The organism is Candidatus Zixiibacteriota bacterium (genome assembly GCA_040753875.1).
In the GTDB taxonomy this organism is placed as follows: domain Bacteria; phylum Zixibacteria; class MSB-5A5; order GN15; family FEB-12; genus DATKJY01.
This window is the reverse complement of the sequence record JBFMDV010000005.1, coordinates 284,038-296,650: the sequence shown is the minus strand read 5'-3', so window position 1 is coordinate 296,650 and position 12,613 is coordinate 284,038. Positions and strand designations below refer to the sequence as shown.

9 protein-coding genes are annotated in these 12,613 nt (G+C 57.3%); 1 reads left to right on the top strand and 8 read right to left on the bottom strand.

The window, feature by feature from the left end:
• Positions 1–30 precede the first annotated feature (30 nt).
• Genes AB1644_02855 through dtd form a run of 8 tightly spaced genes read right to left on the bottom strand, consistent with a single transcriptional unit; the run spans position 31 to position 8,129 of the window.
• A complete protein-coding gene (locus tag AB1644_02855; GenBank protein MEW6049987.1) occupies positions 31–501 on the bottom strand; it encodes a 23S rRNA (pseudouridine(1915)-N(3))-methyltransferase RlmH in 471 nt (156 codons plus the stop codon).
• Positions 494–892, bottom strand: a complete 399-nt coding sequence (locus tag AB1644_02850; GenBank protein MEW6049986.1) for a secondary thiamine-phosphate synthase enzyme YjbQ — start codon at positions 890–892, stop codon at positions 494–496. Before AB1644_02850 ends, AB1644_02855 begins: the two co-directional genes overlap by 8 nt.
• Positions 889–1,806 carry a signal recognition particle-docking protein FtsY gene (gene ftsY / locus AB1644_02845; GenBank protein MEW6049985.1) on the bottom strand — a complete coding sequence of 306 codons (918 nt, stop codon included), beginning with the start codon at positions 1,804–1,806 and terminating at the stop codon, positions 889–891. Before ftsY ends, AB1644_02850 begins: the two co-directional genes overlap by 4 nt.
• Positions 1,807–1,818: 12 nt before the next feature.
• Positions 1,819–5,505 carry a chromosome segregation protein SMC gene (smc, locus tag AB1644_02840; protein MEW6049984.1) on the bottom strand — a complete coding sequence of 1,229 codons (3,687 nt, stop codon included), beginning with the start codon at positions 5,503–5,505 and terminating at the stop codon, positions 1,819–1,821.
• Positions 5,506–5,518: 13 nt separating this feature from the next.
• Positions 5,519–6,097, bottom strand: coding sequence for a hypothetical protein (locus AB1644_02835; protein ID MEW6049983.1), 579 nt, complete (start codon positions 6,095–6,097; stop codon positions 5,519–5,521).
• A gap of 4 nt (positions 6,098–6,101) precedes the next feature.
• Complete coding sequence (locus tag AB1644_02830) at positions 6,102–7,064, bottom strand: RodZ domain-containing protein (protein ID MEW6049982.1); 963 nt, start codon at positions 7,062–7,064, stop codon at positions 6,102–6,104.
• A gap of 17 nt (positions 7,065–7,081) precedes the next feature.
• Positions 7,082–7,696 (bottom strand): Maf family protein, encoded by a 615-nt coding sequence (locus tag AB1644_02825; protein MEW6049981.1) that lies wholly within the window; start codon positions 7,694–7,696, stop codon positions 7,082–7,084.
• Positions 7,674–8,129 (bottom strand): D-aminoacyl-tRNA deacylase, encoded by a 456-nt coding sequence (gene dtd, locus AB1644_02820; GenBank protein ID MEW6049980.1) that lies wholly within the window; start codon positions 8,127–8,129, stop codon positions 7,674–7,676. Before dtd ends, AB1644_02825 begins: the two co-directional genes overlap by 23 nt.
• Before the next feature lie 119 nt (positions 8,130–8,248).
• Between dtd and AB1644_02815 the strand changes: the two genes are divergently transcribed.
• Positions 8,249–12,490, top strand: a complete 4,242-nt coding sequence (locus AB1644_02815) for an acyl-CoA dehydratase activase (GenBank protein ID MEW6049979.1) — start codon at positions 8,249–8,251, stop codon at positions 12,488–12,490.
• The last annotated feature ends 123 nt before the right edge of the window (positions 12,491–12,613 follow it).

The window sequence follows — 12,613 nt, the reverse complement described above, 5'->3', positions numbered from 1 at the left end:
GTGCTCTGCGTTCCTCCCCGCAGGGCGCTTTCATTTGTGGTACGGCGTGCCGCCGAGTATGGAAAACGCGCGGTACAGTTGTTCCAGCAGCACCAGCCGCACCAACTGATGTGAGAAGGTCATGGGGGAGAGGGACACACAAGCATCCGCTCTGCCGGTGACCCGGGCATCCAGTCCGTATGGCCCCCCGATGAGAAAGTCGATCCGCCCGCCGCTCGCAGCGTGCCAGCGGTCAAGCTGTCGCGCAAACGCTGGTGAATTCATGCACTTTCCGGAATCCGCGAGAGCTATGGAGAGCCCTTTGCCGCGATGCTTCTCGAACTTCTCGGCTTCACGGCTGCGAATTTCATTCGGAAAAAGGGACGCGGATGATTTGACATTGGGGATTACGACAAGCTGCATGTCGGCATACTTGCTCAGAAGCTTCAGGTAGTGCTCGCACCCTTTCGTCACCCAGGCATCTTTGTCTTTGCCCACGGCGAGGATGCGTATCTTAAGCATCGCTGACAACCTTGACGAACAGCGTACGGCTGCGGGGTCCGTCGAATTCGCAGAAGAAAATACCCTGCCATGTCCCCAGGACCAGCCGCTTGTTCTCGAAAATGACTGTCACCGACGATCCCATCAGCGATGCCTTGATGTGGGCGTCGGAATTTCCTTCGGCGTGTCTGTACCCGTCGCTCTGCGGTATCTCTTTGCGCAGCTTGTGCAGTATGTCGCGGCACACATCCGGGTCGGCGTGCTCGTTGATAGTGATACCGGCGGTGGTATGAGGCACAAAACAGATGACATAACCGTCGCGTGCGCCGCTGTCCGAGACCACCTTCTGCACCTGGGCAGTGACATCGAGCATTTCATCGCGATCGTGTGTTGTGACGGAAATCTCGATCATGATGAAAACAGAGCCTCTGCGAATTGCCGCGAGTCGAACCGCTGGAGATCGTCGATCCCCTCGCCGACCCCCACGAAATCGACTGGAACGCCGAGTTCCTCGGCGATTGCGATCACGATCCCGCCTTTGGCGGTTCCGTCCAATTTGGTGATTATGAGCCCGTCACACCCGACCGCATCGGTGAATATCCTCACTTGCGCCAGCGCATTCTGTCCGGTGTTACCGTCGATGATCAACTTGCTGTATACCGGCGCATCCGGTGCCGCCTTCCGGACTACCCGGGCGATCTTCTTGAGCTCTTCCATCAGATTGCTCTTGGTGTGCAGTCGTCCCGCGGTGTCGACCAGCAGAATGTCGGCTCCGCGTGCCCGTGCGGCACTGGCCGCATCAAACGCCACGGCTGCCGGGTCGGCCCCTTTTTGTGTCATGATGATCTCGACGCCACTTCGCTCCGCCCAAATGGCCACCTGCTCGATAGCGGCAGCTCGAAATGTGTCGCACGCCCCGATAATGACCTTCTTGCCCTGTGATGCGAAATGGGTAGCCAGCTTGCCGATGGTGGTCGTTTTCCCCACGCCGTTGACTCCGACAATGAGCCAGATAACCGGTGTGGCATCGGACGGCCTGAATACCTGGCCGTCTTCGCGAGAGAGTATTGCCGCAATCTCTTCCTTCAACAGCCCCATGATATCGGCGCCATCGCTGAGATTACGCTCGGCCGCTTTTCTTCTGATGCTTTCGATCAGACGCATGGTGGCCTTCACGCCGACGTCCGCTTCGATGAGGATCTGCTCGATCTCGTCAAGCAGCTCGTCGTCGATTCGGCGCCGATTCACCACCTGGCTGATTCTGCCGAGGAGATTCTCTTTGGTTTTGACCAGCGACTGTTTGAGCTTCTCGAACGGATTGAACATCAGATGAGCGGCTCAACTGGTCGGATCATCGGGAACGGTAATATCGGACTGGAGGCGCTGCCGGATGGCCTCCGGAAGGTCGGCCGTTGCCGCCCCGGGTACTGCTTCCGATTCAGACGGGCTCTCCGCGCTCTCTTCGATGACCAAAGACTCGGCGCCATCACCCGATGTGAATCGGACTGCAACCAGCTTTGATACGCCCGGCTGTTCCATGGTGATGCCATACAGATTGTCGGCCGCTTCCATGGTGATCTTGTTGTGGGTGATGGTTATGAACTGCGTCTGTTCGGAGAACTTGCGGATGATCTTCAGAAAACGGTGACAGTTGGCGTCATCAAGCGGCGCATCGATCTCGTCGAGAATGCAGAACGGCGACGGTTTGACCAGGTAGAGGGAAAACAGCAGCGAAATGGCGGTCAATGCCCGCTCGCCGCCGGACATCATGGTGATGGAGAGGAGCTTTTTGCCGCGCGGGCGGGCGATGATCTCGATATTGGATTCGAGGGGGTCGGACGTATCTTCCAACCGGACATCCGCCTCGCCGCCGCTAAACAACTCGACAAACAGGGACTTGAAATTCTCGCGCGCCTTGTCGAATGTCTGCATGAACATCTGACGAGCGGTTTCATTGATACGCGTGATCGTCGTGGCCAGGTCATTCTTGGCCGTCGTGAGATCGGCAAGCTGCGTGGCCAGGAACTTCTCCCGGTCGCTGGTCGTTCGATACTCTTCCAGGGCGAGGAGATTGACCGCGCCGAATTTCTTGAGCTGCTCCTTGAGATTCACGACGTGCTCGCGGGCGGCGTCATCGGAAATGGTCTCATTCGGGCGAGCAACCGACAGCTCGGTAATGTCGACATCCGCTTCGTCACGCACGTGATCGCAGATCCCTCTGATCTCAGCGTCGATTGCCGTCAGACGCATTTCCAACTGGTGGATCTTATCGCCAAACGTGTCCCGCTGCACCCGCAGTTCCTTGGCCCGACCCTCTTTGGCGGCCATGCGTTCATTGACCTCGCTCTGCTGGTAGCGGAGGCGGGTCTGTTCGGCGAGCAGTTCGTCGCGCGTATCAAATGCTGCCTTGAGCTGCTGTTCCAGATCGGCTATGGCCGCGACCGAGGATGCAATCTCATCCTGTGCCTGCGATATCTCATCCCGCTTGGACGCCAGTGTCTGCTCGATATCCCGCTTTATCTCCTGCAGGTGAGCGATGCGGCTTTCGGTCTGCTCTGTTTTGCTGCGCGCCTCCACCATGGCTACCTGCAGGCGGGCCACACGCTCGAGTGCCTCGGTTGCGGCTCGCTCGCAGTCTTCCAGGCGCCCGGCAAATGAGGACATTTGGGAAACAAGCGATTCGCGTTCACCGGCGAGTTGACTGAAATCGAGACCCAGATTGTACTGTCGGCCACGGATGGACGCCAGGCGGTTTCGCAGAGAGGAACGTTCTTTATCCCACCGCTCGAACTCGGAGGCCAGCGTGCGCCGCTGGAAATCGAGCTCGGCAAGGCCTTGCTGTGCCGTTTCGATCTCTTCCTTCAAGCTCTCGGTAGCGGAAGCCAACGTCGAAGATTCCGCCCTGGCGGCTGCCAACTGTGCTACCAGATGGTTTTTTCTGTCGCGGGCAGCTTGTTGTCGGGTAGTCAACTCGGAGATCATCCGCTCCTGCTCCAGCACTTTCTCTTTGCGCCGAAAGAGAGGGAACCGGTCATCGGACCCGCCGGCGATTACATTTTTGGAATACAGAACGCCATCGGTGGATACCGCGCCGAAGCCATAGGGGAGACGTTCGAGAATCGTCGTTGGGTCGGCGCCGGCCTTGAAAACGGCGGTGCGCGAGAGGACCGCCTCTTTCAACGGTCGGAGCGTGTCATCAGTGCTGACAAAGGTCTCCAACCATCCCAGGAAACTCTCGGCATCGATCTCGGGACGCCGGACCACCGGGTTAAGCGTACCCGAATCCGGCACGAGGATGCCGATTCTGCCTTTGTTCTCAGCTTTGAGATAGGTGACAATGCTCTCCGCGGTCTGGCGATCCCGGCAGATCATGAATCCGGCCATGCTGCCAAGAGCCGCTTCCAGTGCGATCTCCAGGCCTTCGACCGGGACAAACTGGTCGGCCACGGTACCGGCAACGCCGGGCCATCGTTCCCTGACCTCCATGGCGGCGACGAGTCCGGATTCATGCCCCTCGTAATGGAGCATCATCTCGGCCAGGAGATTCCTGCGTGCCTCACAGGCTTCGATCGAGGCGCTCAGATTCGCGATCTCAAGATTGATCTCCTCGCTTTCATCGGCGAACCGTTCGATCTGCTCGGTCAGCGAGTTCTGGCGCTGCTCGAATTCCGACTTACGAGTCAGCAGTTCGTTGAGCAGGCTGTGGCGCTGCTCGTGCTGGACCAGAAGATCCTGTTGCCTTGGGGAAGCCTCGGTGACCTGACGGTCCAGAGCCACCAGTTGCGTTGCCAGTTCGGTTTCCTGCTCGCGGAGATTCGTCTCTTCGGTACGTCCGGAAGAGAGTTTTCCTTCGAGTTCTATCAGCCGACGGTTCTCAGCCTCGCGCGATGTCCTCGAAGTCAGCAACTGGCGGTCCGCCTCAGCCTGGGCCGATTCGGCTTCGCCAAGCTGAGTGGCGACAGTGTCACGCGACTGCATCTGCTCGGCCAGTTCTTTTTGCGTCAGCGTTGCCTGCTCGTCCAGAAAGCTGACGCGGTTGGACATCGACGCAATGTCGACCGTGTTCCGCTCCATGAGCGTTTCGGCGTTCTGCCGCTTCTCCTTGCAGACAGAGATCTGCCGTTCCAGACCGTGCGCCCTTTCGGACTCGGTGTAAATCTGATTGCCGACATTGGTGAGCTCGTGCTCGATATCGAGAAGTTCCTTTCGATCCGCTTCCAATGCAGCGGAGACACCGTCCAGCTCGGTATTGTATCCGTTGCGCTGATCGACGAGACCATCGCAGACGGCTTTCAATTCTCGTTTTTCCAACTCAATAGTCTGGAGTCGCTGGGAATTGAGGTACAGGTCCCACTGCCGGATCTCGTCGGCGATCTTCTGGTACCGCTCGGCCTTCTTGTGTTGCCGATAGAGCGAGTTCGTCTGCGTCTTGACTTCGGCGTAGATATCCTTGAGTCGCAGAAAGTCGTTTTCGGTGGCCTCGAGCTTTCTAAGCGCCGCCTTCTTGCGCTGCTTGTACTTGGTGATACCGGCTGCCTCCTCGAACAGCAGGCGCCGTTCTTCGGCCCGGTCGGAGATGACCGAATCGATCATATCCTGTTGGATCACGGAATACGAATGCGGCCCCATGCCGGTGTCGAGGAACAGGTCGGTGATGTCCTTCAAACGGCAGGGAACACGATTGAGCAGGTATTCGGATTCACCGCTTCGGAACAGTCTGCGGGTGATCTGGACCTCCGAATATTCGGTGGGCAGAACGCCCCGGTCGTTGACGACCGTCAGGGTGACTTCGGACATCCCGAGCGGTTTCATCTCGCGTGTTCCGTTGAAAATCACCTCTTCCATCTTGCCGCCGCGAAGAAGCGTCGGGCGCTGCTCCCCAAGGACCCAGCGAAGCGCATCGAGCACATTAGTCTTGCCGCAACCGTTCGGGCCGACAATGGCCGTTACGCCATTGGCGAACGTGACGGTCGTCTTGTTGGCAAAGGACTTGAAACCGAGTATGTCGAGTCGCTGTAGGTACACGGATCCTCCAGATTCAGTTTGCGGCGCCGGCTCCGAGCGGTTGTACCCGGCGGTTCATGATCTCGCCGAGTATCTCCAGGAGAGAACGATAAATGTTGCGTTCGTCCCGGAGGAATTTGGTTTTGATCTCAAGATTGTAGTATGGGGCCCCGAGGTGATTTCCGCGGCCTATCCGTATGGCTTTGGGGAGACTCAGCAGAACTGTCGATGTGAACACCGAGCTTTCCAAGGTAAGGTCAAGAACGGTGTCGATGTTGTACCCTTGCAGCATGCTCAGGAATCCTTTCTTGGGGACTCCGGCCCAGCCAAGTTGATCGACCGACGGCGTCACCAGTTGGAATCCTTTGCGGGGGTAAATGTCGGTCACCTGCAATCCCGGCATCGCCAGCAGCGTAACATCAGCTTTGCCGAACAGATAGGTGATAGTCGGCAAAAACTGCTTTACCAGGGTCAGCTCCCGCAGCCCGTTGGGGAGGCAGATAAGCACGTGCCGGCATTTCAACAGGTCTGCCGGTACGTTGAAGTCGAAAGGCTGTACTCGACGGCGCAACTGACCGAGCTGATAGCGTGCGAGTATTTTTTTGATTCCCATTGCATCACCTCACAGTGTCGCGGCGTGCATCGGCGGTTTCAGACTTGGGCGGTCGCAGCGGAGGGTTGGCGACCAGACTATCGGCTGCTAAACGTACCGTTTCGGACAGCGTCTGTCGCGGCTTGTCGGCGCCGAGCGAATCTGCCCCAAGAGTGTCGGCGCCCGGTGTTTTGATGTACAACTCCAGGTTCGCCAGTGTGACCTCAACTTTTTCTACTGTACCCTTTTCCGGGTCGCTCAGGTCGACCCGTCGATTATTGACGAAAGCATCGACCGACAACGGCGCCTGAAGTGAAATGACCAGTTTGTCGCGAGCGCCGACCGTGTACTCGCGCCAGGGTTTGAGCGTAGTGGCGAGCGCAGTGTCACCGTCGGTCAGTACGGTCGCCCACGAGCGGTCGCGGGCAATGAGTTTCAGATTCAAGTTGGCCGGTTCGGTGCTTTTGCGGCCGAACGAGTCTGCCAGTTCCGAGGCTGATTTCTCTCGGCCCGGAAGACCGTTGGCGCGATTCTTTTCGAACAACATCACCTTTTTGTCCGGCGCGAACCAGATCCAGATCAGGATAGCAACGATAGCGAGCAGTATGATAGTCACCATCGACCCGATATTCACGCTCGGTTTCCCCTGCGTCTCTGCCGGTGGCTCGGCGCCATCCGTCTTTCGCTCGGATCTCGGTCGTTCATCGGCCGGCAGCATGGCGCCGTTGGTCGGCTCAATCGGTTCCCCCAGATCCTCGCGGATGGCCTCTATCGTTCTCGCGAAATCGATCCCGAGCGCTTCGGCGTACGACTTGCCGAACAGATTGAAATACAACTCACTGGGAAGGGCGGCCACGTTGCCGTCCTCGATGTGCTGGAGATTTGTCTCTGAGATTTTCAGTTCCTGTGAGAGATCGGCCAGAGCAAGGTTTCGCCGCTCGCGTTCGAGCTTCAGCAGCATTCCCAGTTTAACATGTACTTCGCCCATCAACCGTCACACACAGCCTAATCTCTTGACACACAGGACATTACCCGCCCGGCCAGATTGTCCAGCAGCGTCCGGGGCAGACCGACAACAGTATCAAGGTTTCCCTCGATTCTGTCAACTAAAAAAGCCCCCATACCCTGAATGCCGTAGGCGCCGGCCTTGTCCATCGGCTCGCCCGTCGCAATGTAATCTTGGATCTGACTCGCAGTGATCGTGTTGAAATACACGTGGGTGAGCTCGTACGATGACTCCAGAATGCGGTTGTGCAGTGCCAGTGCCACGGCCGAACAGACCACGTGCGCGTTTCCTGACAGCATCGACAGGATTCGCGCGGCGTCTGGTTCGTCAATCGGTTTCTGAAGTACCTGGTCGCCAAGGACGACGATCGTGTCGCACCCGATGACCAATGATTGATCGTTCAGTCGAATCGCCACCTCGTGTGCCTTGTCTTCGGCCAGCCGCTTGGCGAAATGATACGGGTGCTCTCCGGGGGCCATTGATTCGTGCAGGTCGGGTACGATTCGCTCAAAGCGGACACCGAGTTCGGTAAGCAACTCGAATCGCCGGGGAGAACCTGAGCCCAGCACCAACCGATACCGCTGTGCAAGCCTATGAAGATTGGAGTATGTCATGCTCAAGTAGTATTGTCACCGGCCCGTGGTTTACGAATGCCACTTCCATTTTGGCCCCAAACGAGCCGGACCGAGTGGTCAAGCCGCTGGCTGAAATGGCCACGACAAATCGATCGTATAGCCTTTCCGCCTCAATCGGCTCCATGGCATCGGTGAACGCCGGCCGCCTCCCTTTGCGGGTGTCCGCGTACAGTGTGAACTGCGATACCACCATGATCTCCGCTCGTACATCGAGGGCCGAGAGATTCATTTTCCCCTGGGCGTCTTCGAATATCCGCAAGTTCACTAATTTGTCCGCCAGCGCCAGACACGACTGCTCGGTATCACCGGTCCGTGTTCCGAAGAGGACCAGCAGACCAGGTCCGGTCTGGCTGAATATCCGGTCATCGATCCGTACCGTCACTCCGGTAGTACGCTGAATCACCACTCGCATACGAAACATCCTTGCCGAATACGAGAATATAGACGAGAGACAGGCTGAAACAACCGGATTCTCGGGAGCGATAATTATTCTCTTGCACCGGCCGACGGCGGCATATATCTCATATCAGTATGGGGACTACACGGACAGCACTGGGAATCGATATCGGCTCGGTCGCCGTCAAAGTTGTGTTGGTTCGTGAAGGTGTAATAGAGCGGAGCGTCTATCGACGGTTCACCGACGGGCCGTTTGAGACCCTGCGAGACATCATACAACAGGATTTCACCGAATTGACCGCACCGGGCCTTCATGTCGGGCTTACCGGCATAGGGTGCAAAACGGCTCAGTCCATACTTGGCGGGTCCAGTTTCGGCGAGATCGCAGCCTTGGCGGCCGCCAATTTCCATCTCCTGCCGAACGTGAGGACGGTCATCGAGATGGGAGGTGAGGACTCGAAGCTACTCATTCTGGATACTACCAGCCGAGCAGTGATAGACTTCGCCATGAATGCTCAGTGCGCTGCCGGGACCGGCTCCTTTCTGGACCAGCAGGCGGGACGCTTGAATATTTCCATCGAGGAGCAATTTGGTCAACTCGCGCTCAAGTCAAAGAACCCGGCGCGTATCGCCGGGCGCTGTTCGGTGTTTGCCAAGTCGGATATGATTCATCTTCAACAAATGGCAGCGCCCGATTATGACATCGTGGCCGGGCTCTGTTTTGCCGTCGCACGGAATTTCAAAGGTGCCATTGCCCGGGGAAAACGGTTCGATCCGCCAGTGGCGTTTGAAGGGGGAGTGGCGGCGAACCCCGGCATGGTGCGGGCCTTTACCGAGTTGCTCGGTCTCCGTGACGGCGAGTTGATCATCCCGGAACATTTCAATGTCATGAGTGCGTTGGGGGCGGCACTTCTTGCGCTTGAAGCGGGCGCCCGAGTTCAGTCATTCGATCCGACCCGAATCGATGCTTACCTGAAGTTTCAGAAGGTCGTGGAATCGGGCCGAGACGCACTGTCGTACGACCACCCCGATTCCAAACATTACGATGTCACGCTGTCCACCGCTCCCCGCGATTTCGATGGGTTGGACCTGTTCATGGGAATTGACATAGGGTCTCTTTCGACGAACATCGTCCTGATTGACCGTGATCGGCGAGTAATCGCCAGGCGCTATCTCATGACGGAAGGGAGACCAATTGAGGCGGTCCGCCGCGGTCTTGCCGAGGTGGGTCTCGAGGTAGGGGAGCGAGTGATGGTGAGGGCAGTTGGTACCACCGGATCCGGGCGGTATCTGATCGGCGACTACGTGGGAGCAGATGTGGTCCGCAACGAAATCACCGCACAGGCGACGGCCGCGGTCAACATCGATCCAACGGTGGACACCATATTCGAAATCGGCGGCCAGGACTCCAAGTACATCTCACTCCGTGACCGCGCGGTGGTCGATTTCGAGATGAACAAGGCGTGCGCCGCCGGCACCGGATCGTTTCTGCAGGAGCAAGCCGAGAAGCTGAAGATCAATATCGAGCAGGAATTTGGAGAGAAAGCGTTGTGTGCCAAATGTCCCGTCGGCTGCGGCGAACGCTGCACGGTCTTCATGGAATCTGACCTGGTGGCGCATCAGCGATCGGGGGCGCGCAAGGAGGACCTGATCGCCGGACTGGCGTATTCCATAGCCAGCAATTATCTCACCAAGGTGGTGGGAGACCGCCGGATAGGCGACAATATATTCTTCCAGGGCGGGGTGGCCTGGAACAAAGGAGTGGTAGCTGCCTTTGAGAAATTGACCGGACGGAAAATCACCGTCCCACCGCATCACGATGTCACGGGTGCCATTGGCGCTGCGATCCTGGCTATCGAAAAGGAACGGGAGCCCGGCTTTGCAACATCGTTCAAAGGTTTCGATATTTCCAGGCGCCCATACCGGCTCGATACCTTCCCGTGTGAGGACTGTTCCAACCATTGTGAGATACGCAAAGTCGAGATTGAAAACGAGGAGACCCTATACTACGGTGCCCGATGCGAGAAGTACGAAGTTGACAAGCGTTCCGGAAGAACCCTGCCGCTGGATTTCACCAGTCTGCGCATGCGGCATCTTCAGCAGCGATATCTGGAACAGACATCGTCCCAAAAGCCCCGAGGGGTCATCGGCTTGCCCAGGGTCCTGCATTACTTCGATTATTATCCGTTCTGGCGTGCATTCTTCGAGGCAGCCGGTTATCGAACTAAAACTTCGGACCTATCTAATCAACGGATCGTAGAGGAATCACTCGAGCTGTTTTCGGCCGAAACCTGTTTTCCGATCAAGCTCGTGTATGGCCATGTCGCGAATCTGCTGTCAGGTGATGTCGATGTTCTCTTCCTGCCGTCACTCATCAAGGTCGCCGATGAATCCCAGCAGATCGGTGACGCTCCGTACGTATGTCCCTACGTTCAGACTATCGGCGCGGCGCTTAAGGCGCGATTCAACTTTGCCGACCGCGGCGTTCGATTCCTGGATCCCACGATCTATTTCACGTACAATGCCGATGAGCTGACCAGCCAGCTGCGGTCGCTGGCGACCGAGCTTGGGCTGTCCGACCGACAATTGAAGAGAGCGGTTGCGGCCGGTCTGAAAGCATATCGTGCATTTCAGCAGAAATTGTCCGCGGAATCCCAGAAGATTCTGGGCGAACTGAAGCCTGACGAAAAAGTGTTGGTGCTGATAAGCCGCCCATATAATGGGTACGACCGCCGCCTGTCGCTTGACCTGCCGGACAAGATCCGAAATCTGGGCTACAAGGTCATTCCGATGGACTTTCTACCTTTGGGAGATACGCAAGCCAACCTGGGAAACATGTACTGGCGTTATGGACGGCGCATTCTTCTTGCTGCCGATTACATTCGCAAGCACCCCAACCTCTTCGCCGTATATATTTCGTCGTTTGGCTGCGGACCGGATTCCTTCATCACGCACTTCTTCCGAAAGAGCATGCACGGCAAGCCATATCTGCAACTCGAGATCGATGAGCATTCCGCCGACGCCGGACTTATTACGCGCTGCGAGGCGTTCATCGATTCGCTGCGCTACTATGCATTCGAGCCGCCGATCTCAGCTTTTAGCGTGCAGACGGATGCCTTCAGGCCATTTGAGAAGACGATCTACATTCCCAACATGTGCGATCACGCATTTCCGCTCAAGGCCGCGTTCGAGCGGTTCGGCTTGACGGCCGAGGTGATGGAAGAGAGTGATGGGCTCACGCTCGATTACGGCAAGAAATTCACCACCGGCAAGGAATGTTTCCCCTGCGTCACGACTACCGGCGATATGCTCAAGAAGATCCACTCAAATGGTTTTGATCGAAGTCGCTCGGTGTTCTTCATGCCAGGTGCCAACGGTCCTTGCCGGTTCGGACTGTACAGTCAGTTCCACCGGATGGTGCTCGATGACCTGGGATATAACGACATTCCCATTTACTCGCCGAATTCGAAGGATGGCTATGCGCAGTTCGGACTCGATGGCACCTCGTTTCGCACCCTTGCCTGGAAGGGAATGGTGTTCGTGGACTGCCTCCTCAAGGCGCTTCATCTCGTTCGTCCCTATGAAGAGCCGGCGGGTCAGGCAGAGCAGCACTATTTCGAGTTTTTGTCCCGGTTGCAACGGGTCATGGTTCGCGATGAATCGCTCGAAGAGCTGGGGGAGTTCGCGGCGCGCGCTTTCGCTGCGGTCCCTACCCGCATGGAGAGAAGGCCGGTGGTGGGACTGGTAGGGGAGATCTATCTTCGCAACAACCGGTTTTCGAATAACCATCTGGTGGACAAGCTGGAGCGTCTCGGCCTCGAAGTCCGGCTCGCCCCGTTTGCCGAATGGCCGTTATACACGTCGACTACCTATCTTCATGAATCTCTCAGGTCGAGGCATTGGCGAGGGTTAGTACAGAGCCTGCTTCAACTCGGCGTACAAATGCGTCACGAGCACCGTATCATGAAAGCGTTCCGAAAACACCTCCCGATCCCGGTGGACGATTCGGTTGCTACCGTGATGAGACGGGCCTCGCGCTACTTGTCGCTGGATTATAAGGGCGAAGCTGTACTCTCGATCGGCAAGGCGATTGAGATGGTTGAATCCGGCGCCTGCGGTGTTGTCAACGCCATGCCCTTCAATTGCATGCCCGGTACCGTGGTGAGCTCGCTGTCGCGCAATGTGGCCCAGGACCTGGGAAATGTCCCCTGGCTCAATATAAGCTATGAGGGACTTCAGGATTCCGCGGAAGACACCAGGCTGGAAGCTTTTGCGGACCAGGTCAGGTCGTTTGCCATGATTGCTGGTCGTAGCCCCCGGCCGACAGGTCGGGCCGCCCGGCGGGGCAAAGAATCTGTGGTCTCATCCGAAGGCTGAGCCCAGGTGTATCATTGTCGTTGTGTCTAAGCAAAGTCTACCTATATATTCCCATCCAACGCGTGGGACTGCCGGACGCCCGAAGCAGCGCACCGACCGGGGGAACCTCGGTTGCCCCGGATT

What these genes read in the sequence shown, in the direction of transcription:
- AB1644_02850 (MEW6049986.1), bottom strand. Translation starts at nt 892, where the DNA reads ATGATCGAGATTTCCGTCACAACACACGATCGCGATGAAATGCTCGAT.
- AB1644_02815 (MEW6049979.1), top strand. Translation starts at nt 8,249, where the DNA reads ATGGGGACTACACGGACAGCACTGGGAATCGATATCGGCTCGGTCGCC.
- AB1644_02835 (MEW6049983.1), bottom strand. Translation starts at nt 6,097, where the DNA reads ATGGGAATCAAAAAAATACTCGCACGCTATCAGCTCGGTCAGTTGCGC.
- ftsY (MEW6049985.1), bottom strand. Translation starts at nt 1,806, where the DNA reads ATGTTCAATCCGTTCGAGAAGCTCAAACAGTCGCTGGTCAAAACCAAA.
- AB1644_02825 (MEW6049981.1), bottom strand. Translation starts at nt 7,696, where the DNA reads ATGACATACTCCAATCTTCATAGGCTTGCACAGCGGTATCGGTTGGTG.
- AB1644_02830 (MEW6049982.1), bottom strand. Translation starts at nt 7,064, where the DNA reads ATGGGCGAAGTACATGTTAAACTGGGAATGCTGCTGAAGCTCGAACGC.
- dtd (MEW6049980.1), bottom strand. Translation starts at nt 8,129, where the DNA reads ATGCGAGTGGTGATTCAGCGTACTACCGGAGTGACGGTACGGATCGAT.
- AB1644_02855 (MEW6049987.1), bottom strand. Translation starts at nt 501, where the DNA reads ATGCTTAAGATACGCATCCTCGCCGTGGGCAAAGACAAAGATGCCTGG.